The following is a 22,142-nucleotide window of genomic DNA, read 5'->3' on the forward strand; positions in this document are numbered from 1 at the left end:
ATGACAAGGAATCAAACGAGGAGGAATGCCGGGAATGAAAAAAGGCTTGCTGCTGCCTTATCTGGCATCCAAAGCCTGGTTTTACGCCGCCGCTTTGCTTGCTATCGCCGTGGGCAACATGATTCAGTCCCTCTATCCGCGTGTTCTCGGGGAATTTACGGACCGGCTGCAGTCTCAGTCGCTTAGCCCCGGATTCATCACCCAGTCGGCCCTGCTGCTTGCGGGTATCGCCGTATTGTATACCTCTTTAGCAGGATCAGGTCAATACCTGATCATGAGGCTTGGCAGGGAATTCGAGAGGCTGACGCGCAAAAAGCTTTTTCGTCACTTCACAAGGCTGAGCGAGGCGTATTACGCCAAACATGGAGTCGGCCATATGCTCAGCTATGTGCTCAGCGATGTCAAATCCGTGCGCGAGGCGATTGCGGTCTGTTTTAACCAGACAGCAAACGCCGTTATTTTGCTGGGAAGCGCGCTCGTGATGATGCTCGTAACTGGAATTCCGGCTGCGCTGATCGGAATCTGTATTTCACCGCTGCTGCTCATCCCTTTTATCGTCGTTTACTTCGGTCCCCGCATCCGCAGCCGTTCCCGAAATGTGCAGAACGATCTTGCCGGAATGACGGAATCGGCGGAGGAGCAAATCGGAGGCATGCGCGTCACGCAAAAATTTTCCGTCGAGCCGATGATGGAAGCCCGTTTCGGCGCCCATGTGAACAACGTATATAACAGCCAGCTTTCGCTTGTCCGCATGAGCTCTCTTTTTCAGGCGCTGCTCCCGTTTCTCGGCTCCGCATCTCTCGTTCTGACATTAACTGCCGGAGGCTATCAGGCGCTTAACGGCAGCATCACGGTGGGCATGTTTGTATCCCTAACGCTCTACATCCGGCTAATGATCAATCCGCTGCAGCAAATTGGCAACGTCATTAATACGATGCAGCGCTCGCGGGCAAGCCTGGAAAGGCTTCAGGAGCTTTTAGCCACACGCCCTGACATTGTGAACGACAACGATCCGCTGCCCTTTCCCGCCGGGGCCGATATCCGCATCCAACGGTTGACGTACAGCTATCCCGGCGCGACGGCGCCTGCTCTTTGCGACATAGACCTAACGCTTCGCGAAGGGCGCACAACAGCGATCATCGGAAAAACCGGGAGCGGGAAAACGACGCTTGCCAAGCTGCTGCTGCGAATGATGGAAGCTCCGGGAGGCTCCATCAAATTTGGAGACACCGACATCCGCCGGATCGACCTCCATTCGCTGCGCGACGCCATCGCTTATGTGCCGCAGGACGGTTTTCTGTTCAGCACAACGCTGCGGGATAATATCGCCTTCGCCCGGAGGGATGCCGAGCAGCAGGAAATTGACGAAGCCTCGCGGAATGCAGGCATTTACGAGCATATTTTAGCTTTCAAAGACGGCTTCGGAACGAAGCTGGGCGAACGCGGCGTCACGCTTTCCGGCGGCCAGCGCCAGCGCACAAGCCTTGCTCGCGGTCTGATCAAACAGGCGCCGCTGCTTATTCTCGACGATAGCGTCAGCGCAGTTGACGCGGTGACGGAAACGGCGATTGTATCCAGCATCCGCCAGCTTAGAAGAGGCAAAACGACGCTCATTATTGCCCATCGCATCAGCGCTTTAAAGCATGCCGATGAAATTATCGTATTGGATGAAGGAAAAATTGTGCAGCGCGGGACGCATGAGTCGCTGCTTCTTGAAACGGGGCTTTACGCCGAGCTGGCAAAGCTGCAGCAAGGAGGGATCGGTCATGGCCGGACTGGAGCCTGAGGAACGCACAGATAAACACCGATGGAAGCTTGGCGGTATCGTTGGATGGCGGCCTAGCCGCCGGATGCAAACTGCTGAGGAAACGCAAAAATCGCAGCAAGCAGCCGCCATGCGCGGATTGCTCCACTACGCCAAGCCGTACAAGCGCCAATTTGCCGGCGTTCTGGGCTGCACCGTAATTGCCATTTCTGCCGATCTGCTTCAACCTTTTATCGTCAAAATCGCAATCGACGACCATTTAATGAAAGGCGGCGCTGAATTCCGGCCGCTGCTGCTGCTCGGCGGGCTTTATTTGCTCTTATCGCTGCTGGCGCTGCTATTCTCCTATTTTCAGAATCAGCTGATTCAGCGGGCCGGACAAGGCATTGTCAAAAAACTGCGCGAGGACCTGTTCCGCCATCTGTCGCGGCTCTCTCCATCCTTTTATGACCGCATGTCCAGCGGCGGACTGGTGACGCATATTTCCGGCGATACGGAAACGGTCAGCCAATTTTTCACCCAAGTCTGTCTGAGCCTTGTACGGGATGGCATGACGCTCGCCTTCATTCTCTTCCTCATGTTCCAGCTTGACCCCGTGCTGGCGGGTTACAGCCTGCTGCTGCTGCCGGCAATCGCACTCATCGCTGCTCTGTTCCGCAGTTATATGCGGCAAACCTATCAGCTGTCGCGCACTCGTCTTTCGCGGCTGATTGCCTTTACGGCCGAGAATTTGAGCGGCATGAATATCGTGCAGGCGTTCCGGCAAGAGCGCGAGCAGGAAAAGCTGTTCGAGGACCGCAACAGCTCCTATTACGAGGCCAATCTAAGGGAAATCCGCACCAACGTGCTGTTTAACCGCTCGTTTGACCTGCTCGGCAACTTGTCCGTGGCGTTTGTAACGTGGCTTGGCGGGCGGGCTGTGTACGGCGACGGGCTGGAATTTGGCGTTTTATACGCATTCATCACTTATATCCGGCAATTTTTCCAGCCGATCAACTCCATCACCCAGCAGTGGAACACGCTTCAGGCTGCCTCCGTATCGATGGAGCGCATTTGGAAGCTGTTCCAGACAAAGTCTGAGCTCAACGAAACAGACAGCCAATCCATCGGCAGCAGCGGCGATCCGAGGCTTGCAGCCGGAGCCGTACGGTTTGACAATGTTAGGTTTGGTTATTCGCCGGATGAACCTGTTCTGCACGGCATCAATTTGCATATCGAGCCAGGCAGGCGCATCGGAATCGTCGGAACGACCGGTGCGGGCAAAAGCTCGCTGATCAGCTTGCTCTGCCGCTTCTATGAAGCCCAGCAGGGCACAGTGAGCATTGATGGAGTCGATGTTCGGGAAATTCCGTTGAAACAGCTGAACCGAGCCGTAGGGCTTGTGCAGCAGGAGCCCTATCTCTTTTCCGGCTCCATCATCGACAATGTGCGGCTGTTTGATCCTTCTATCAGCGAGGAGCAAGTGCTTCAAGCCTGCTCATTTGTTGGCGCAGACACGATGATTCAGCGGCTTCCGTACGGATATGCAACGATGCTGAGCGAAAAAGGCAGCGGGCTGTCCGCAGGCGAGCGCCAGCTGATCAGCTTTGCCAGAATCGTCGTTTTCCGTCCTTCCATCCTCATCCTCGATGAAGCGACCGCTAATCTGGATTCCAGCACGGAGAAAATGGTCCAGCATGCGCTGGATGCCGTCTCCGAAGGACGGACGACAATTGTTATTGCGCACCGGATCTCGACGGTTATGGACGCCGATACCATACTCGTGCTGCGCAGCGGGCGGATTGCTGAATCCGGCACGCACGGCGAGCTGATGCGGCGCGGAGGTTATTACGCCCGTCTGTACGCCCACTCCCAAGGGCAGGCGGATGAGCATTCCGCCGGATGACGCTGACGCAGTCCAATCGGTCAGCTTCAGCAAAAACACCTCTTTGCCTATTCCTTGGTTGCCCGATGAATAGTGCGAAGAGGTGTTTCCTTTTTAATTATTCTTTTCTGCATCTGTGGCTGCTCCGCCCAAACTCCGTTCTGTGCCGGATAGGGCAAACCCGATGCCGTCAGGCAGCTCGTAATCCCGGGTCAAGTCGATGTCATGCGACAGATGAGTTAGCAACATCTCTCCAGGCTGCAGCTCCTCGCGAAGCTGCAGCGCTTCTTTGACGTCGTAGACGGAGCGAGTATGATACGGATACGGCTCTTCAAAAAAGCTCGTTCCCAGCACAATAAGTCTGCAGTTACGCAGCGGTTCCTTCTGGTTGTCGTCCAATCCGATGGAGTCGCTGCAGTACGCCCATGCAAAATCCTTTTGCTGGAACCGGTACGCGTAGGCGTAGCCGTTATGTCCATGATGGACACGCCAGCTGCTGACGGTCCAGCTGCCGATCTGCAGCGGCTCATCGGCCGGAAGGAAGTCGATCCAGCGGTCCAGCCAAGGGAAACGCGCCAAAATTTCCGCTATTACTTCTCGCGGTGCGATAGCCTCGCCCTTTTGTTTGGTCCAGCGGCAGGCGTCCGCCCATTCAATTAAGCCGCCAATATGGTCAAAATGAGCGTGGGTAATCAGGATACGCTGTACGCCTCGCAGTCCCGCTGTTTCCATCTGCCGTCCCCAGTCCGGGCCGCAATCAATCAGCGTGACATCCTCGCCGCTTCCGTCCCCGTCCAATCCGTCAAGCAGCAGCGAACAGCGTAATCGGCGGTTCACGCCTCCGCTGCGCGCCTCCTCGCAAACGGCGCAGTCGCAGTAGACGCGCGGAACGCCCATTGCATCTCCAGTGCCGAGAAAGCGGATCCACAGCGGATTCAGATTCGCATTGGTATTAACGTTGGAGTCCATGCCGTGCCGACCCTACAGCTCCAGCAGGGCAACGGTTTTCCGCTGCTTCAGCTTCTCAACCATGCTGTACCATTCCTGCGGCTTTTTCTCGATTGCGGAGTAATAGGTCTCCAGAAATTCCGCAGCCAACGCGCCGGAGATTTCGCTCATCTCTTCCTGTTTCGGCAGGAAACCAAGATCGAGTCCGCTCACCGCGCCGCCCTCCAAATCCCACGACGGATGCACGTAACTCAAATCCAGCTTTTTGTATCCGATATGGGAGAGCACCTCGCGCCTTACGATCGGATTCATCGGATTCACGCCGCCAAACGTATGCTCCGTCCGGTACGGATCGTAAATTTCCGCGAACATGCCAATCGGCTCCGTTCCGGATTCCTGCGCAAGTCGGGTTAGCTCCTTTTCGCGGGACCGCAGCAGAAAACGGCCCACGCCGAGCCCGTGGCGTCCGATAATGGTAAAGTCCGTCATCGCTACGCGCAGCTTTGGATAATAACGGTACTCCGTAGCGCCGACCGCCTCATCTCCTTGCAGAGCGACGCATACATGAATCGTCGGGTCCTGCAGCGGCTCGCGCCAAAGCTCGTAAGCGAGCACTTCCTCCGGCGGAAATACTTCCTGCAGCAGCCGGTGCAGCTTCGGGAAATTCTCGTCCTCAATCGAAGTAATGCGATAGTAGTTCATCATTCATCTCTCCTTCTATGTAAAAACTCAGCTGCGGATAAAGGGATTGCGCCATTCCATCATCGCAGCATATCCGCAGGATTCTTCATCATCCAAATAATTCGATGCAATTCCGGCCGGCGTCCGGCCGCAGCGCAGCAGAAACGTTAACACCGGATCGCGCAGCTCTCCCGTTAATACAGCGGCGACATAAGCCTCGGCGCTCATAGCTGCTGCGTGCCGGTGATATCCCGGCAGCCTGCCTCCGCCTAACAGACGACTTATACCTAGATGCACAACCGTTTCGTACATCGTTTGCATAAGCCATTTTCCCAATCCCGTTTGACGGTACTCCGGCACAATACAAATGTCGACGACATAAAGCGTATCGCCGTCAGAGACGTGGTTGCGGATAAATCCGTCATCGGTCGCCTCGGCCCAGCTTAAATGTTCGTGTTCTCCCGACGAATGAACGCGCATTCCCGTCATGGAGCCAATGATTTTGCCTCCGATTACCGCGCATAGAGCGCCTTCTGGGAATCGAGAAACATGCTGGGCCAGCTGCTCCCGGCTCCACAACAGCTCTTCGGGATAAGGCGGCGGAAAGCTGAGCCGCTGCACCTCAATGAGCGCTTCCGCGTCTTCAAGCGTATACCGCCGAATTCGAGCCTGTACCGGTTTGCCCGCATGCTGTACGTATAAGTTCTTTTCCATGTCCGCCCCTTCCGCCAGCTCAGGACCAATCGGGATACAGATCAGTGCGGCGGTCTCTCCAGGTCGTGACCGAGCCGCTTTGCCGCACATCATGCAGCAGCTGCAAATCGAGATCGGCCACGATAAGCATATCATGGTTTTCCGTGCCTTCGCACATAATGCCGCGCGGCGGGAACGGAATATCATTTGGCGTAATGACTGCAGCCTGACCATAGTTGGCTCGCATAAAATCCACTCTGCGCAGCGATCCCGTCGTGCCGGTTGTCACGATATAAACCTGATTTTCCACCGCGCGGGCATGCGCGCAATAACGGACTCGGTAAAATCCGTGCCGGTCATCGGTGCAGGAAGGGCAGTAAATGACGTCTGCTCCTTTGGCGCGTGCCATACGGACAATTTCCGGAAATTCAATATCGTAACAGGTAAGCATCGCAATTGTTCCAAATGGAGTGTCGAACACCTCCAAACCGTCACCCGGCGACATGTTCCATTCCTCCACCTCAGTCGGCGTCAGATGAATTTTGGCCTGCGTGCGGACACGTCCGTCCGGGTCGAACAAATAAGCCGTATTGCGCAGCTTGCCGTCTTTCGAGCGGACAACATGTGTGCCCCCGATAATATGAATGCCGTAATCGGCTGCAAGCGACTTGAAATGCTGCTCATATTGCTCCGTAAAATCAGGCAGCTGATCAATCGTTAGAGGCTTGCCTTGCACGTCGCCGATTGACAGCAGCTGGGTCGTCAGAAACTCAGGGAACAGGAGCGCCTGCACGCCATATTCGGCGGCATTCCGCACATAATGGGTCGTTTGAGCCGCGAATTCGGCAAAAGAATTAATATCCGCCAACTCATATTGAACTGCTGAAACTCGATATTTCACCTTGTACAGCCTCCTCGAACCAAAATTCTTCACATTATGAGAGGATTTTCACATTGTTCTCATATTCCTTGTAGATTCGCGTTAAATCAGCGTTTTGCTTCTTACTGGTAAATTTTAGGTCAATTTTATTGTGTTATAGTTACTCTAGTTCAAAACGAGCCTTAGTACAACGTACACCATGATGGAGGGACACCACAAGATATGCGCACAAGCAACTGGAAAAAGACGATTGCCCGTTTCGGCCTTTGCGCTGTAATCGGCATGGCCAGCTTCAGCATCGGTTCTATACAATCCGCTTCCGCCGCCACTCCCAAATCCGAAAAGCTGCTTGCATTCGGCAAAAAATATTTAGGAGTACCATACCGTCTCGGAGCGCCGAGCGGCAGCACATCCTACTTTGACTGCTCATCTTTTACTCAATATGTCTTTAAGAAGAACGGAGTAACGCTTCCGCGTACTTCGAAGGAACAGTATAACAAAGGCAAAAAAGTCCAACGCAGCAGCTTGAGCAAAGGCGATCTCGTCTTTTTCACTGGCAGCAGCGGCAAAGGCATCGGACATGTTGCTATCTATGCCGGGAATAATAAAATTCTGCATACATACGGCAAAACTGGCGTTACCGTATCCAGCCTTTCCACCTCGTACTGGAAAAACCATTACGTCACGGCACGCCGCGTTCTGTAATGGACCGAGAACTCATCCCTTTAGGTTAAAGCTTATTAAAAAACGCGTCTAACGCTTGTCCTACAAGTGTTGGACGCGTTTTTTTGCACCAGCCGCATAATAGAATTGCCGCGCAGAAAAACACCCCCGCCCTTTATTTGCCGGAGGTGTTTTTGAGCATTTGCGGAAACTGCAGCGTAATCGTCGTTCCTTTATCCGCCTTGCTGAATACGTCGATCTGTCCTTCGTGCATCTCCACGATGCGCTTGGCAATCGAAAGACCAAGGCCAACTCCGCCGGTTGAGCGTCGTCTCGCGCCGTCTACGCGGTAGAAACGCTCAAACAGATGCGGAATTTCATTATCGGGAATGCCGATGCCTTTGTCCGTCACATGAATGCGCACCATTTGTTTGACCGAGCTGACCGTAACGTCAATCGGCTCCTTGCTGTACTTGATCGCATTATCCAGCAAAATAACGAGCAGCTGGCGAATTTTATCCTTGTCTCCCGACATTTTCAACCCGGTCGTGGAAGTATGGACGCGAATCTGGCGCTGGAACGTCGTCTGCAGCATGCCGGCGAGTTCGTCTACCATTTGCACGACGTCGAAGGTTTGCAGGTTGAGCCAGTCCTCCTGCTCCGCCTCGGCGAGCATAAGCATCGACTTGGTCAGGTTTTGCAGCCGCTCCGCTTCCTTGGCAATCGCCTCGATCGCCTCATTGCGAATGTTCTCGTCGTCTCTGCCCCATCGCTTCAGCATGCCCGCATAACTTGAGATTACCGTTAGCGGCGTTTTCAGCTCATGGGATGCGTCGGCGACAAACTGCTTTTGCCGGGCGAAAGTCCGGTCGAGCCGCTCAATCATCTGATTAAAAGCCCGAATAAGCTGCAGCAGCTCGGCGGATTCTTCCTTGTCCCCCATCTCAATGCTGCGCAGCTTGCCGCTGCGGTCAATTTCGCGCATCGTTTGGACCATATGCTGGATCGGCGCCGTAAGCCGCGAGGTGAACCAGTAGGTGCCAAAGATTGCAAACAGAATGGCGCCTATACTCGTTACGGATAACGCCGCTACGAGCACCTTCATATAACTGTCCTGCAAATTGAGCTTGCGCATAATTTCGAGCATGCCGATCACTTCGGAATCCTCATAAAGCGGTACCCGGATATACAGCACTCTTGTGCTGCCGACAAAACTCTCTCCCTGGTCGTGATACGCCCTGAACTCCACTGGAAGAGCCAGCAGATCAGTATCCGAGCCTTCCAGGTTAATGGTTTTGCCGTTCGGCGTAATAATGCGAATCAGCTCGTTCACATTGTAAAACTCCCGCAGCAGGCCCTCGTCGGACAGATGATCCTTGTCCATAATCTTGCTGTTTTCCAGGATCAGGTTGACCTTGTTCGTCAGTACCTGCTGCTCGCTGCGGGTCGTAATTTTGGTCATGAACAAATAAACAAAAATATTAAACAGGATCAAAATGAAAATGAGCCAGAAGATCGTAAAAAGCGTGAATCTCTTGCGGAGAGTCATGCCTCAGGCTCCTTCATCATATATCCGACGCCTCGCACGGTATGAATCAGCTTGTGGCGGAAGCCTTTATCAAGCTTTTGGCGCAAATACCGGATGTAGACGTCGACCAGGTTGGTTTCGCCCATAAAGTCGTAGCCCCATACTTCGGAAAGAATTTCCTCGCGGGATTTCTCCTCGTTTTTGTTCTGGGCGAGATATACGAGCAGCTCGAACTCCCGCGGCGTCAGATCGATGGCAAGCTCCTTGCGGAATACTTTGCGTGTGCGCAGCTCTACGGTTAAATCGCCGATTTTGAGCAGATCGGACCCCTCGGTCTCCTTCGGATTCTGCTGGAAAATTCGCAGTAAATTGCGAACCCGCGCCAGCAGCTCCTCCATGGCAAACGGCTTTGTCACATAATCGTTAGCTCCGTGCTCAAAGCCGCTTACCTTATCCGGAACCGTATCCCGCGCCGTAATGAGAATTACAGGAATAGGGTTGCCTGCCTGCCGCAGCCGTCGCAGCACTTCAATGCCGTTCAGCTCCGGCAGCATAACGTCAAGCAGCACCAGATCCCATTCGCCGGAGGAAGCCTGCATAAAGCCGCTGCGTCCATCCGCAGCGTGTCCAACCACATAACCTTCATGCTCAAGCTCCAGCTGCAGAATGCGGGCAATGCTCTCTTCGTCTTCAATCACCAGCACGCGTTCATTCATTCTAAGATGTCACCTGCTTTCCGGTAGAATGGTGTGGGCCGGCGATCAGGCGTTGACCTGTTTCATCGACCAGGATTCCACGTCCCAGGTTTTGGTTACCCAGTCTTCGTAAAAGTCGGGTTCATGGGATACGAGCACAACCGTGCCTCTGTATGCCTGCAGAGCGCGCTTCAGCTCCGCCTTGGCTACAACGTCCAAGTGGTTTGTCGGCTCGTCAAACAGAATCCAGTTGCTCTCGCGCAGCATCAGCTTGCAGAGACGGACTTTAGCCTGCTCGCCGCCGCTGAGCTGGTTCAGCGCACGGGTAATGTGCTCGTTTTTTAAACCGCAGCGCGCCAGCGCAGCGCGAACCTCATGCTGATTCATGCCGGAAAATTCATTCCACACATCCTCAAGCGGAGTCATCGTTGGCGCTTTTGCCTCCTGCTCGAAGTAAGCCGGCAGCAAATAATCGCCGCGGTATACTTCACCATCTAGAGGTTCGATGCGGCCCAGAATCGTCTTGAGCAGCGTCGATTTGCCGACGCCGTTGCAGCCGACGATGGCAATTTTGTCGCCGCGTTCAATAAGCATATCCATCTTGGGCAGGAGCGGCTTCGTGTAGCCGATCGAAAGGCCCGTGGCCTCAAAGATCGTCTTCCCGCTCGTGCGGCCTTCCTTAAAGCCAAACGTCGGTTTGGCGGCCTCTTCCGGCTTGTCGATCCGGTCGATCCGGTCCAGCTGCTTCTCGCGGCTTTTTGCGCGGCCGGAGGTCGAAGCCCGCGCTTTGTTGCGCTGGATAAAGTCCTCCTGCTTTTTGATGAAATCCTGCTGCTTTTCGTATGCTCCCAAATGCTGGGCTTTATTCAGCTCCGCCATTTCCAGGAATTTCTCGTAGTTACCGGTGTAACGCGTCATGCGCGCAAACTCAAGATGGTAGATGACTCCAACGACGGAGTTCATAAACCCGGTATCATGGGAAATAAGGATAAAAGCATTGGGATAGTTGCGCAGGTAGCTCGCAAGCCATGTAATATGCTCTTCATCTAAATAGTTCGTAGGCTCATCCAAAAGTAGGACCGTAGGCTTCTCCAGCAGCAGCTTCGCCAAAAGCACCTTCGTACGCTGGCCGCCGCTTAGCGCGGACACGTCCCGGTCCAGGCCGATCGCATTCAGACCGAGGCCGTTGGCCATCTCCTCCACCTTAACGTCGAGCAGATAATAATCGCCAATCTCCAGCTCCTCCTGGATTTCACCCATGCGCTCCAGCAAAGCATCCAGATCAGCATCCGGCTCGCCCATCGCCGCCGTAACCTCGTTCAGCTCGTTTTCAAGAGCAAGCAAAGGCGCAAAGGCGTCGCGCAGCACATCGCGGATCGTTTTGCCCGGCTGCAGCTTTGTGTGCTGATCCAGATAGCCGTAGCGGATTTTAGGCGTCCATTCAACGCGGCCCTCATCCTTCAGCTGTTTGCCTGTCAAAATATTCATCAGCGTCGATTTACCAGTGCCGTTGGCTCCTACGAGTCCGACGCGTTCTCCGGCAAGCAGCCGGAAAGAAACATCCTTAAACAGAATGCGGTCTCCAAATGTATGCGATAAATTCTCTACGGTTAATAAGCTCATTAGTCGTTGATATCTCCATTCCTGTTGAGTGCAAAAGACAAGAGGCAATTCGCCGCCCCTAATAGGTTATTGTACCATAACCGACCGTCAGTTGGCTCCCCCCGGCATGGACATTTTAGTCAATTAGACGGGCAAACGTGATTGAAAACGCTGATAAACGGCATGGGCCAATGGTTTCATACCACTCCTAAGCTTTGCCGCAGCACGCCCTTTCCCCTCCAAAGACAACCCGGCCCACAGCAGCGAGTACCATTCCTCCGGGGAAAGACAAGGTATGAACGCATCGGGATAACGAGGCAGCATGCCAAGCCATTCCCGTCTGCCGCCAAACGAAATATCCTTATTTGCCGCCAGCAGCAGGCCGTTTGCGGACTCCCGCTCCTTTGCCAGACCGTGAATAAAATCCAGCCGTTTGGCGCACCAGCGCGAAGGATCCGGGTCAGCCACTATAAGGACTAGTCCTGAACCGCGAATCCGCCTCATGGCTTCCGGCCGTTCCCAGCTGCTGGACCAGTCGAGAAGACGTACCGCGTTATCGTCTCTGCGCAGCATAAGCTCCAGCCGCGACTCATGGTCCGGTCCGTCCGCCGGGACTGCTTCTGCGGCGGGAACGCGAATCAGCCAATCTATGCGGTCCTCTCGCAGCAAGCTGTAACCTGGATGTACTGCGGATAGAGCCGTTTTGCCGCCCATCCCTAACAGCGAATGCCAATGAGGCTGGCCCGAATGCATTTCAACCGCTTGAACGGCCATGCCTTTTGCAGCCAAACAACGAGTCAGCCAAAGCGTCAATAAGGTCCCCCCGCTGCCCGGCGATAGAGATAGGATAGAAACCTGCTCAGGGGCATTCCCTTCTCCTGCAGCTCCTGCTGCCCCCAGAAGTCCGCTTGCTGCTGGCAGCTTCAAGCCGCTCTCCTCCGCCCAGCCACTGATAACTGCAGCAGCTTCCCGCATCGTTGAAAATCTGCGGCTCCGCTCCGGCTGCAGCAGCCTCTCCAGCCAGAAGGGCTGGGAGCCGCGGCGCTCCAGGCGCTGGGCAGGAAGCCGCCTCGTCAGAAGCAGGTATAACAGACAGCCAAGTCCGTACATGTCGGTCCGCGCGTCGCTTTGCTCGCCTGAAAGCTGCTCCGGGGCGGCGTAACCGGGCGTTCCGAGCCTCGTTGTGTCCTCCTGCCGTGCTGGAGCGAAACGGCGCGCAATGCCAAAATCGATCAGCTTTACAACGCCGTAACGATCAATCATCACATTGGATGCCTTTAAATCGCGGTGGATAATCGGCGGCTGCTGTTCATGAAGATAGGAAAGCGCCGAGCAGAGCTGCAGCGCGACCGCTGCCGTTTCTGCCGTTGTGAATGGATTAGACCGGGCAAAGAGCAGCTCCTCCAGCGTTTGCCCTTCCACATAGTCCATCACAAGCATTTCGCCGACATCTCCCTGTGCCGGAAAATAATCATGGAGCTGCGGCAAATGCGGATGAACTAGCTTCATCTGCAAACGTGCCTCGTCCGCACCAAGACGTTCGCCAGCACTTCCCGCCGGCTTCAGCTTCAGAGCGCGCAGCCGTCCATCCAAGCGCAAATCCTCAGCGGCGTAAACCTCCCCCATACCTCCGGAGCCGATTAACCGAACAATCCGGTAACGGCCGCCGACAATTTCTCCATGCTCCAGAGCCTGCCGCAGCTCTGGGCTGCTTGGCCTCATTAGTTGATGAGAGATTTGTCCCGTCTCTGACGCGGTTTGCACACGTTCATGAAAAGGATGATGTTCATCTTTTCCGTAGCCTCCTGCATGCCCGTTAGGATTGCCTTGCCCCAGTCTCTCCGTTAGTCCGAATTCCGCGACATGCCTATTATGTCCGTTATACCGGTCTTGTTGTCTAAATGGTGGATTATCCGGATCGTTTTGTCCTAATTGTCCGCCATGTCCAACCCCTTTGTTTGCCCCGACACGTCTGCCAAACCTCAGCTTCATGACTGATATCTCCTTCTAAACGAAAAAAATCCCGCTGAGAGGCAGACTCCTTCACATGAAAGAGACTGTCTGCAGCGGGATGCTTTCCCGTTACGTTATTGGCTTATATTAAGGCTTATTTCTTCTTCAAGTACAGCGTAATTTCCTCCCGGTTGTGGAAAAGCTGCCTCGCGCCTTCAACGATAAAATGTTCGCTGAAACGCGTCTTCACTTCACGGATCGTCTGCAGCGGTTTACGGTGCATCAGCTTAACGGTCACAATCGCCGTGCCGCCGCTTTTTAACGCCGGGGTTATATCGTCCAGCACAAGCCGGCTCATCTGCATCGGGCTCCAGCTCATATCGCAGACGAGCAGATCGAAGCTTTCCGGCTCAAACTTGACCTCTGACGCATTTTTGCGCAGCACAGTCAGCGTCCGGTAAGCCTTCAACGACGGATGCAGCTCCGCAGGGTCAACCGCGGTCACCTTCAAGCCGCGCTCAAGCAGCAGCGATGTCCAGCCGCCCGGCGCAGCTCCGATGTCCAGCGCATGGCTAAACGTTGAATAATCGAGTCCGAATTCACGCTCCGCCTCCAGCAGCTTGAATTTGGCCCGGGAAATCTGGCCGTCCTCCCGCTGGAACCGGACAGCGCCGCCCGGCCAATCACTCAGCATTTCCTCCGGCGTGCCGATGCCCGCATACAAGGTATCTTTGGAAGCGTACACCGCGACGAGCCGGTCAGGCTGTTTGTGCGCAGGTTCTGCACCGGCCTCAGCCAGCACCGCATCCAATACGGCTCGGGTATCCGCAGCCGAGTAAGGAAACGGGCTGCCATCCGCTTTGCGGATATGGACGCCTACCCGGAGCCCGTCCAGTTTGCTTTTGCTCAGCCTCAGCCAATCGCCGAGCCAGTCCAGATCATCTGCGTCGAGCGACAGCTCGCGCGAGGCATCCACAGGCTGTAAATACCGCAGAAAAATCGGCTTGTCATTCCGAATCGCCTGCAGCACCTCCTCCCGCTCCAGCGGTATATTCATCCGGAACGTTTCTCCGGGCGACAGCAGGGAGAGAGACATTCCTTCAAACATACGTCTCAGCTCCTCCATCGCGTAGGAGGCGTAATTTTTATTCGCGGTTCCAATCCACTCCGTCACTTGACCGCACCTTCCGCTCTTACTTTAATCCAGGGCCTGCCGTAGGTCCATTCCACCTCAAGCGGCAGCTCGTACGCCTCCGACAGCACGCTGCCCTGCAATACCTGCTCCTTCGGCCCTGCGTGAAGCAGCCGTCCTTCATGCAGCAAGGCTACATGAGTGAACATCGGCATAATTTCTTCCATGTGATGCGTCACATATATAACCGTAATCTGCCGGGCGGACAACGCTTCAATCTGCGTCAGCAGCTTTTCGCGTTCATGCAAGTCCAGCCCCGAGCAAGGCTCGTCCAGAATCAGCACCTCCGGGGAGCTCATCAGCGCCCTTGCCAGCAGCACCTTTTTGCGCTCGCCCTGCGACAGAGTGCCAAACGGCTGCTCCGCCGTAACGCCAAGCCCGACCTGCTCCAACAGCTGAAGCGCCTTTGCCTTCACCGCAGGATCTATTTCCTGATAAAATCGTAAAAACGCATATTCACCCGTCGCTACGACTTCCCAGACAGGGTCTGCAAGCGCAAGCTTTTCCACGAGTGACTGGCTAATATAACCGATGCGCTTTCTGACCTCGCGTACGTCGCATTCCCCAAACCGGTTCCCCAGCACATTAACGGTGCCTGATGTAGGGAACATATAACCGGTCAGCATTTCCAGCAGCGTCGTTTTGCCGGAACCGTTGCGGCCGAGAATAACCCACTGCTCGCCTTCCTTGATGCCCAGGCTGACCCCGCTCAAAATCGTGCGCTGATCCCTCTGCAGACAGAGAGAGTCAAGCTCTATGATCGACATCGCCGTTTCCCCCCGTTGTACATTCATTTAGCTTTCATCCGCCGCTGCAGCTTCGATATCGGCTCCGCCGCCGCCAAATCCGGGCTTCCCGGCTGCTGCAGCGGCCAGCAAAGCCTCGTCAGTCAGCGGACTGCCGGACAGCTTGACTCCTTCCGGCAGCGCGTCGGACAAACGTTTATACATCTGCTGTTTCCCTTCTGAACTGGAAGTGTGCAAATAAATTTCTTGCGGAAACTTCCCGTTGTCCGCAATCCATGCAGCGACTTCATAACCCGTCGGCTGGTTCCAGCCCAAATCGTAATCCAGCGACAGCATGCCAACCTGGCTGGTCTGCAGCAGCAAAATGCACTCCTCGGCTGTACGCGCCAGCGTAAATCCTTCCGGACAAGTTCTGTAATCGTCCAAATACAAATGAATCATCCGCGCCCCTCCTCCTCGGCCTTCATCTGCAGCAGCTGCCCAAGATGCGTCCCGTCCGCGCCTGGCGCCGTTTCCAGCACAGCCGGTATGTCTGGAAAATGCCGCAGCAGCCAGCCAATGCCGCTCAGCTCCAGCTCTCCTTCGCCAAGCAGCGCGTGCCGGTCCCGGCGAGATCCGCTCGCATAGACCGACCCGTTAATATGCAGCGCCTTCACATGCTCGCGCGCTGCAAGTCCAGCCGGAGATTGCGCCCAGGACGGCTCCAGGCCGCCATCCCACACGCCGCTGGCGAATAAATGGCAGCTGTCAATACAAAACCCGATTTTGTCGGGTTCCCGGCACAGAGATCGGATCTGAACTAGCTCCTCCAGCGTCATGCCCATAAAACCGTGATTACCCGCCATATTTTCAATGAGCAGACGGCAGCTCCCCTGCCAGCGCTCGGTTATGTAATCCAGCGTAGCGATCATCAGCTTGTAGCCCGTCAGCGGATCACGTTCCTTGTAGGCGCCAAAATGCACCACTACGCCAAGCGAACCGCAGCTTTCGGCGATGTCCAAATCGTTCAGCAGCGAGCTTGCCGTCCGCATGCGCACTCCCTCGTCAGGCGATGCCAGATTGCTAGGATAGGCGGAATGAGCAATAGAGGCGATATTATGTTCACGGCAAAACTCAAGACAACGAGCGGCATCGATCCGGTCAAAATGCTTGAGTCCCAGTCCGCGCGGATTTTTCGGAAAATATTGAAACGAGCCGCAGCCGAGCGCGTAAGCCCGCTCTGCCGCAGCTCTATATCCGCCGCGAGTGCTAATATGGCATCCACGCCGATTGTTTTTCGCCATCTTTATTGATCCTTCTGGCAATCCGGGCAGAAAAATACCTTGCGCGACGACTGCTCCTCCTGCACGATTGTTCCGCCGCAACGGCTGCATGCCTCTCCAGGGCGGTCGTACACTTTACACTCGTCGTTGTAACCCCCGGTCACCGTATCGCCGATCCGGAACGGGTACTCCATATATCCGCCGCTTGCTTTGGCCTCCAGCAGCACGTTATGCATGGCATCATAGAGACGTGAAACAGCTTCTTGCGTTAACGAACCGATACGCGCGTTCGGAAGCAGCTCCGCTTGCCAAGCGATTTCATCCGCATAACAATTGCCGATTCCAGCAATCACACTCTGGTCTACTAGAGCCGTTTTGAGCGCGCTGCGCTTTTTGGTCATGAGCCGTTCGTTAAACCGCTCCAGCGTCAACCGCGGATCAAGCGGCTCCGGACCAAGCTTCGCCAGCTCCTTATCAGCCTCTCTAGCAGTCAACAGGTGGAGGTACCCGAGTCGCAGCCCGATAAAAAATAAACTTCCGTTGTCGAATTCAAGCTTCACCTGAACGGTACGGTCCGGCTTCTCTTCCTCGGAACCGAAAAACATCCAGCCGCCAAGCATCAGATGCAGCAGCAGCCGCTGCCCGTTGTCCAAATGAAAGAGCAGATGTTTGCCGCGACGTTCAATGAACCATACTGTGCGGCCCTCCACTTGCCGGACGAATTCGTCCGCGGGAACATTCAGCGATTTTTCTCGTCCTACCTGAACGGACCTGATTCGCTTGCCCGCCACCTCCGAGCTAAGCATAATCCGGTAATGGTCCATTTCGGGATATTCCGGCATCGTTCCTTCGCTTCCTTCCTCATGATGATTGGCTGTTGAGCCCCTTGTTCATTTCGCACTGTATTTCACAGACTTAGTATGCTCCAAAAATATACCTGCGCAGCTCATCCAGGCTGCTGCAGGAAGCATATGGAGAAACCTTGGCGATCGATGCGTAACGTTCATAGTTGCTTTCATCCGTTAAACCGGTCAGCACTAAAATGGTGCGGCAGCCCGAATTGTCGCCGGATGCAATATCCGTAGCCAAATTGTCGCCGACGACCCATACCGCCTCGCGCGGCACGCCGAGACGGCCCAGCGCGTAATCCATCAAAATGGTAGATGGCTTGCCGATCAGCACCGGCTCCACCCCCGATGCCGCTTTCAGCATAGCGCCAATGGAGCCCGCCCCAGGAAAAAGCCCTCCCTTGGATGGAAGCAGCAAATCCGGATTGGTCATCACATAAGCCGCTCCGCCAAGCAATTCGCGCACAGCTGCCGCGGCTTGGTCATATGTAAAGTGACGATTAATTCCTTGCACCACAACATCGGCAGACTGCTGCACGAGTTGAAGTCCGGCCATTTCCAGTTCTTCCGCCAGCCCGTCCTCGCCTACCATGAACACCTTACCGCCTGGAAAATGTTCGGCAGCATAGGCTGCCGCAGCCTGTGCAGAGGTGCATACCTCATCGGCTTCGGCGGGTATCCCCATCGCCGCGAGCCGCTCCGCCACAACTGCGGGGCTCGCTGAAGAGTTGTTTGTTACATATTTAAATGGAATTCCTCCGTCCAGCAGAGCCTGAATCAGCTCTGGAGCTCCATCAATGACGTCTTCCCCCCGGTAGATCGTGCCGTCCAAATCGAGGAGCAGTCCGCCGATTCGGCGGTCCGGCTTCCTCAAGCCCGGCAATACATACTGCATCGTTCCAGTCATCCGCCTGCCTCCAATCTCCCTGCAGCCGCTCCCAGCTTGCGCAGCAGACGATCCCTGCGGCGGCGCAGCGCTTCAAGCTCGCCGTTCATCTTAGCGCTTCTGCGCGCCAGAGGATGTGAAAGCGCAAGTTCAAGCGCCTCCTCTGCAAGTGCAATCGCCGAGGCGGGATCCTTGCCTTTATGCTCGAAATACATGGCCAGCTCAACATGAGCCTGCCAATCCGGGATCGCCGCTGCCGCAAATCCAGCCGCAGCTTTCTGCCACAATACCACAGCGCGCTCCCAATTGCCAGCCTTCTTGTCCCTCATCGCCAGCCCGTGCAGAGCGGACGGAGTAACAGCCTCCTCCAGCGCCAATATTCCGTAAAATCGCTCCGCTTCTTCCCTTTCGCCCATCCGCTCCAGCCAAAGGCCGGTACGCAGCAGCTCTTCCCCCTCTTCCGGCATTGGGAACCCCGTCCCCGCCCTGCCCTTGAGCAGCTGGGCAAACCGAATTCCAAGACAGGCCAGCGTAATCATGTCCTGTTCATTATGGCGGAAAACACCTTCCAGCACCGCTGGATCTCCCTCGGCCAAATAGCGGAAATACAACGTCGGCGCCAGCGAGCCCGGTACGTCGTCTTTGCGGAAAATGCCGAGCCGCTCCTCCTCGACATGGCTTAGCCTGCAGGAGGCCAGCGTGTTTTTCCAGATGCTGCGGGACGGGTGCAAAAAGTCCAAATGAAGAAGCTCCGGCAATTGTTTGCCCAAACCATTCATGATGAGACGCGTTTGTACGAGCGGCCAGTCGAACGAGCGGCCGTTGTAGGTGGCCAGCCAACGGAAACGCGGCAGCAGCCCTGCCAGCTCGCTCAGCATGGCCCGTTCCTCGGCGGGGTGCCGGATTAAAAATTGGCGGATTACAAATTCGCCGTCTTCATAATAGGCAATGCCCGTCATAAAGGGCACATTGCCTGTTCCGCCTCCCAGACCGGTCGTTTCCAGATCGAGAAACAACACGTCAGCTGTGCCGGGAACGACGCCGCTGTCGGCATGGATCGCACCTAGCTGCTCCGCATGCGGCAGCCATTCCTCCAGACGGTGGTGGCCGCTGCGATGAGATAACGGTAGCCGCAGGCGCCGCTCCAGGCACTCTCCGTCGCCGTTTAGCAGGAGGCGGACGCCGAGCGCCGACCATTCCGGCCCGGCGTCTTGCTCGGAGCAATGGCGGATGATGTCCGCACCGCCCGTGACGGGGCTTGCAGCCGATATCTGCTGCGCGTCAACCGATTCAGCTTCATGACCCACAGCATGCGAGTCATCGGCTGCGGCCTTGACTGCTTCATCACCTAGCTGAGCCTCCTTGACGCCGCGCAGCCGGTTCATTCGCTCACGCAGGCCGCTCATAACCGCACCGCCTGCCTATGCACCGCATTTTTCATTAGATAGCCCCCAACATTTCTACCGCCTTCTGTTTCGCGTTCAGCCCTTCGATTTCCGTACCAATGCAGGACGGGCAGCCGTCAGAGCACGGGCATTTTTTTATGAGGCGCTTTGCAGCTTCTTTAATTTCGTCAAAGCGTTTGTATACGTCCTCCGCTAATCCGATACCGCCGGGGTAGTGGTCATAAATAAATACAGTAGGTAACTGCGTATGTTCGGCCCTAATCTGTGAAACAACGTGAATATCGTTACGGTCGCACATGACATGAATAGGAACGATATGCCCTAGTACATGGGCAATCCCCATAAGCAGCTGCTCCAATGTTTTTGTATCGATCGTTGAATCAGCTTCCTTTAACTCGATCCAGGTCCCGCTCGTATGCAGCTCTTCTTCAGGCAAATTAATTTGCCCGTATCCGATATTTTCGAAGGTCGTCAGACGGATTTTCTTGAAAATAGTCGGCATCGCATTTACCTGCACGTCCCCAAAGTTAATGGCAGACACACGCCTGCTTTCGGTTCGTTCAATGTCCAAAACCTTAAGCTTAACGGCCAGGTTCGCATCGGTGTAGTACTCTACGTCGACTTCGCGGACATAGGCTTTTTTGTGGTCCCAGTCCAGTTTTTCGACTTGAAACTGCACCCCTTCATTCAGGTAAATGGCCTCGTCGTGAAGCAAGGTCATCGCGCTAAAGCGGTCCATTTCCCCGATTATCTTGACGTTCGCCGTGTCCGATTGATCGATGATAACGACATTTTCCTGGGCTGCAGAACGCAAGCTTACTTCGCTCGCCGGGAAAGACTGATTCGCCCAATAAAAGGCGTCCGCTGCACGGTGCAATACCCTTTCCTCGACAAGGTATTCTAAAACTTCTTCTATATCTCCAGGGCCGAATTGCTCTCCCTGCTTAAAAGGCAATTCATACGAAGCACAGCGTACATGGTCTACCAGAATAAGCAAATTTTCCGGGTTAATCCTTGCCGATTCCGGGGAACGGTCGAAGAAGTATTCGGGATTCTGGACGATATACTGGTCTATTGGCGTATTGCTGGCAACCATTAAAACGAGCGCTTCGCCGTGCCGCCGGCCTGCCCGTCCAGCCTGCTGCCATGTGCTGGCGACACTGCCGGGATATCCAGTCATAACGCAAACCTGCAGCTGCCCGATGTCCACCCCTAGTTCTAAGGCATTTGTGCTTACTACCCCTAAAATATCACCGTTCCGCAGTCCCTTTTCGATTTCCCGGCGCTGATTCGGAAGGTAGCCGCCCCGGTAGCCGCGAATAGACTTAACCGCAATTTCGTTTTTCACCAATTCCTGCAGATGGCTTAAAATAATTTCAACCCTTACCCTGCTGCGGGCAAAAACGATTGTTTGTATTTTATTAGCAAGGAATTCCTTCGCCAGCTGGTTCACTTCTGCCGTAGAGCTTTTACGCAAATTCAACGGCTTGTTCACGATAGGCGGATTATAAAAAACGAAGTGTTTCCTCCCCCTGGGAGCTCCGTTATCGTCGATAAGGCGCATAGGCTGGCCGGTTAATTGTTCGGCTAGTTCCTTAGGGTTGGCGATTGTTGCAGACGTGCAAATAAATAAAGGATTGCTGCCATAGAATTTGCAGACACGCTGGAGCCGTCTAATTACATTGGCCACGTGACTTCCAAATACCCCCCTGTATGTATGCAGTTCATCAATAATGATGTATTTCAGATTGCTAAAAAGACTTACCCATTTGGTATGATGCGGAAGAATTGCCGAATGAAGCATGTCGGGATTCGTAATGACGATATGCCCGACTTTACGCACGATCTGCCGAATGGCCGGCGCGGTATCCCCGTCATAAGTGAAGCTTTTTATATCAATGCCCATTTCGTCTATGATTTCGTTAAGCTCGCTTTTTTGGTCCTGCGCCAGAGCTTTTGTCGGGAACAGGTAAAGCGCGCGGCTGCCGTCATCTTCCGCTATCGCCTGCAATACAGGCAGGTTATAACATAATGTTTTGCCCGAAGCGGTCGGCGTTACAGCAACGACGTTTTCGCCTTTTCGAATCGTTTCATAGGCTGTGTGTTGGTGCGTATATAATTCCGCTATGCCGCGTTTAGCCAGAGCCGCTTTAATCCGCGTGTCTACACTTTCGGGCATAGGCCTGGTTTTAGCTTCTTGCGGCTGTATTTCATGCCAATTAATTATGTTTTCATTCCCTCTTAATTCCTCTATGAGCTGGGGAAGCGTTTTTTTTCGCAACAATTGAATTCACCCCTTAACACTAGAACGGCCGTTCCTATTATAAATGTACATGCAAAAATAAAAAAGCCCTGGCGAACGCCAACGCTTGATCGCCGGTGCAATCGTTCTATGACTTACAGACCTGAGATGAAAATAAGGGCTATCCCGTAAGTCATACAGCTGACTTGGGACGGCCCTTTAAAATGGCATGTTTTCGAACCTATTTCTGGAACTCGGCGTTATCTTGATGCGGCTGCAAAGGCCGAG

Annotated in this window: 19 protein-coding genes; 3 read left to right on the top strand and 16 right to left on the bottom strand. The window is 54.7% G+C overall.

Translation table 11 applies throughout. The features are described 5' to 3' along the window. Positions 1-34 precede the first annotated feature (34 nt). Positions 35-1,786 (top strand): ABC transporter ATP-binding protein, encoded by a 1,752-nt coding sequence (locus M3223_RS16280; protein WP_251563394.1) that lies wholly within the window; start codon positions 35-37, stop codon positions 1,784-1,786. A gap of 64 nt (positions 1,787-1,850) precedes the next feature. Continuing rightward, entirely contained in the window at positions 1,851-3,650 is a 1,800-nt protein-coding gene (locus M3223_RS16285) for an ABC transporter ATP-binding protein (protein WP_251563617.1), read from the top strand. A 93-nt stretch (positions 3,651-3,743) separates the two neighbouring features. Here M3223_RS16285 and M3223_RS16290 read toward each other — a convergent pair whose 3' ends face one another. Genes M3223_RS16290 through M3223_RS16305 form a run of 4 tightly spaced genes read right to left on the bottom strand, consistent with a single transcriptional unit; the run spans position 3,744 to position 6,852 of the window. Then, positions 3,744-4,598, bottom strand: coding sequence for an MBL fold metallo-hydrolase (locus M3223_RS16290; RefSeq protein WP_251563396.1), 855 nt, complete (start codon positions 4,596-4,598; stop codon positions 3,744-3,746). 12 nt (positions 4,599-4,610) lie between these two features. Next, entirely contained in the window at positions 4,611-5,279 is a 669-nt protein-coding gene (locus M3223_RS16295; RefSeq protein WP_251563398.1) for a GNAT family N-acetyltransferase, read from the bottom strand. A 27-nt stretch (positions 5,280-5,306) separates the two neighbouring features. Further along, a complete protein-coding gene (locus M3223_RS16300; RefSeq protein ID WP_251563400.1) occupies positions 5,307-5,972 on the bottom strand; it encodes a GNAT family N-acetyltransferase in 666 nt (221 codons plus the stop codon). A 19-nt stretch (positions 5,973-5,991) separates the two neighbouring features. Then, entirely contained in the window at positions 5,992-6,852 is an 861-nt protein-coding gene (locus tag M3223_RS16305) for a carbon-nitrogen hydrolase family protein (RefSeq protein WP_251563402.1), read from the bottom strand. A 201-nt stretch (positions 6,853-7,053) separates the two neighbouring features. On the opposite strand from M3223_RS16305, the gene M3223_RS16310 reads away from it, so the two are divergent. After that, positions 7,054-7,536: a C40 family peptidase gene (locus tag M3223_RS16310; RefSeq protein WP_251563405.1), complete on the top strand. Its 483-nt coding sequence runs from the start codon at positions 7,054-7,056 to the stop codon at positions 7,534-7,536. A 133-nt stretch (positions 7,537-7,669) separates the two neighbouring features. Here M3223_RS16310 and M3223_RS16315 read toward each other — a convergent pair whose 3' ends face one another. The 12 genes from M3223_RS16315 to M3223_RS16370 all read right to left on the bottom strand — a co-directional run bounded on the left by M3223_RS16315 (position 7,670) and on the right by M3223_RS16370 (position 21,893). Then, positions 7,670-9,043: a HAMP domain-containing sensor histidine kinase gene (locus M3223_RS16315; protein ID WP_251563407.1), complete on the bottom strand. Its 1,374-nt coding sequence runs from the start codon at positions 9,041-9,043 to the stop codon at positions 7,670-7,672. Then, positions 9,040-9,738, bottom strand: coding sequence for a response regulator transcription factor (locus tag M3223_RS16320; RefSeq protein ID WP_251563410.1), 699 nt, complete (start codon positions 9,736-9,738; stop codon positions 9,040-9,042). Before M3223_RS16320 ends, M3223_RS16315 begins: the two co-directional genes overlap by 4 nt. A 45-nt stretch (positions 9,739-9,783) precedes the next feature. Then, positions 9,784-11,340, bottom strand: coding sequence for an ABC-F family ATP-binding cassette domain-containing protein (locus M3223_RS16325; RefSeq protein ID WP_251563412.1), 1,557 nt, complete (start codon positions 11,338-11,340; stop codon positions 9,784-9,786). Between the two features lie 123 nt (positions 11,341-11,463). Then, the gene (locus M3223_RS16330; RefSeq protein ID WP_251563414.1) at positions 11,464-13,311 is read right to left on the bottom strand and encodes a serine/threonine-protein kinase; all 1,848 of its coding nucleotides are present in this window, start codon (positions 13,309-13,311) and stop codon (positions 11,464-11,466) included. Between the two features lie 115 nt (positions 13,312-13,426). Next, positions 13,427-14,446: an SAM-dependent methyltransferase gene (locus tag M3223_RS16335; RefSeq protein WP_251563416.1), complete on the bottom strand. Its 1,020-nt coding sequence runs from the start codon at positions 14,444-14,446 to the stop codon at positions 13,427-13,429. Next, positions 14,443-15,225 (bottom strand): ABC transporter ATP-binding protein, encoded by a 783-nt coding sequence (locus M3223_RS16340; protein WP_251563619.1) that lies wholly within the window; start codon positions 15,223-15,225, stop codon positions 14,443-14,445. The genes M3223_RS16335 and M3223_RS16340 overlap by 4 nt, the downstream gene beginning before the upstream one ends. 33 nt (positions 15,226-15,258) lie before the next feature. Further along, a complete protein-coding gene (locus tag M3223_RS16345) occupies positions 15,259-15,651 on the bottom strand; it encodes a cyclic-phosphate processing receiver domain-containing protein (RefSeq protein ID WP_251563418.1) in 393 nt (130 codons plus the stop codon). Beyond that, positions 15,648-16,493: a deoxyribonuclease IV gene (locus tag M3223_RS16350; protein ID WP_251563420.1), complete on the bottom strand. Its 846-nt coding sequence runs from the start codon at positions 16,491-16,493 to the stop codon at positions 15,648-15,650. Before M3223_RS16350 ends, M3223_RS16345 begins: the two co-directional genes overlap by 4 nt. 2 nt (positions 16,494-16,495) lie before the next feature. Then, complete coding sequence (locus tag M3223_RS16355; protein WP_251563422.1) at positions 16,496-17,314, bottom strand: Fpg/Nei family DNA glycosylase; 819 nt, start codon at positions 17,312-17,314, stop codon at positions 16,496-16,498. Between the two features lie 73 nt (positions 17,315-17,387). Continuing rightward, on the bottom strand, positions 17,388-18,227 hold the full coding sequence (locus M3223_RS16360) for an HAD-IIA family hydrolase (protein ID WP_251563425.1): 840 nt from the start codon (positions 18,225-18,227) through the stop codon (positions 17,388-17,390). Further along, positions 18,224-19,612, bottom strand: a complete 1,389-nt coding sequence (locus tag M3223_RS16365) for a ribonuclease H-like domain-containing protein (protein ID WP_251563427.1) — start codon at positions 19,610-19,612, stop codon at positions 18,224-18,226. Before M3223_RS16365 ends, M3223_RS16360 begins: the two co-directional genes overlap by 4 nt. Positions 19,613-19,646: 34 nt before the next feature. Next, positions 19,647-21,893 carry a DEAD/DEAH box helicase gene (locus M3223_RS16370; RefSeq protein WP_251563621.1) on the bottom strand — a complete coding sequence of 749 codons (2,247 nt, stop codon included), beginning with the start codon at positions 21,891-21,893 and terminating at the stop codon, positions 19,647-19,649. Positions 21,894-22,142: the final 249 nt, after the last annotated feature.

It is taken from the genome of Paenibacillus pasadenensis, assembly GCF_023715725.1.
Classification (GTDB): Bacteria; Bacillota; Bacilli; order Paenibacillales; family Paenibacillaceae; genus Paenibacillus_O; species Paenibacillus_O pasadenensis_A.

Coding starts and splice junctions, on each gene's coding strand:
- M3223_RS16325 (WP_251563412.1), bottom strand. CDS start 11,340: ATGAGCTTATTAACCGTAGAGAATTTATCGCATACATTTGGAGACCGC.
- M3223_RS16280 (WP_251563394.1), top strand. CDS start 35: ATGAAAAAAGGCTTGCTGCTGCCTTATCTGGCATCCAAAGCCTGGTTT.
- M3223_RS16350 (WP_251563420.1), bottom strand. CDS start 16,493: ATGGCGAAAAACAATCGGCGTGGATGCCATATTAGCACTCGCGGCGGA.
- M3223_RS16345 (WP_251563418.1), bottom strand. CDS start 15,651: ATGATTCATTTGTATTTGGACGATTACAGAACTTGTCCGGAAGGATTT.
- M3223_RS16355 (WP_251563422.1), bottom strand. CDS start 17,314: ATGCCGGAATATCCCGAAATGGACCATTACCGGATTATGCTTAGCTCG.
- M3223_RS16330 (WP_251563414.1), bottom strand. CDS start 13,311: ATGAAGCTGAGGTTTGGCAGACGTGTCGGGGCAAACAAAGGGGTTGGA.
- M3223_RS16315 (WP_251563407.1), bottom strand. CDS start 9,043: ATGACTCTCCGCAAGAGATTCACGCTTTTTACGATCTTCTGGCTCATT.
- M3223_RS16360 (WP_251563425.1), bottom strand. CDS start 18,227: ATGACTGGAACGATGCAGTATGTATTGCCGGGCTTGAGGAAGCCGGAC.
- M3223_RS16295 (WP_251563398.1), bottom strand. CDS start 5,279: ATGAACTACTATCGCATTACTTCGATTGAGGACGAGAATTTCCCGAAG.
- M3223_RS16290 (WP_251563396.1), bottom strand. CDS start 4,598: ATGGACTCCAACGTTAATACCAATGCGAATCTGAATCCGCTGTGGATC.
- M3223_RS16310 (WP_251563405.1), top strand. CDS start 7,054: ATGCGCACAAGCAACTGGAAAAAGACGATTGCCCGTTTCGGCCTTTGC.
- M3223_RS16285 (WP_251563617.1), top strand. CDS start 1,851: ATGCAAACTGCTGAGGAAACGCAAAAATCGCAGCAAGCAGCCGCCATG.
- M3223_RS16320 (WP_251563410.1), bottom strand. CDS start 9,738: ATGAATGAACGCGTGCTGGTGATTGAAGACGAAGAGAGCATTGCCCGC.
- M3223_RS16365 (WP_251563427.1), bottom strand. CDS start 19,612: ATGAGCGGCCTGCGTGAGCGAATGAACCGGCTGCGCGGCGTCAAGGAG.
- M3223_RS16300 (WP_251563400.1), bottom strand. CDS start 5,972: ATGGAAAAGAACTTATACGTACAGCATGCGGGCAAACCGGTACAGGCT.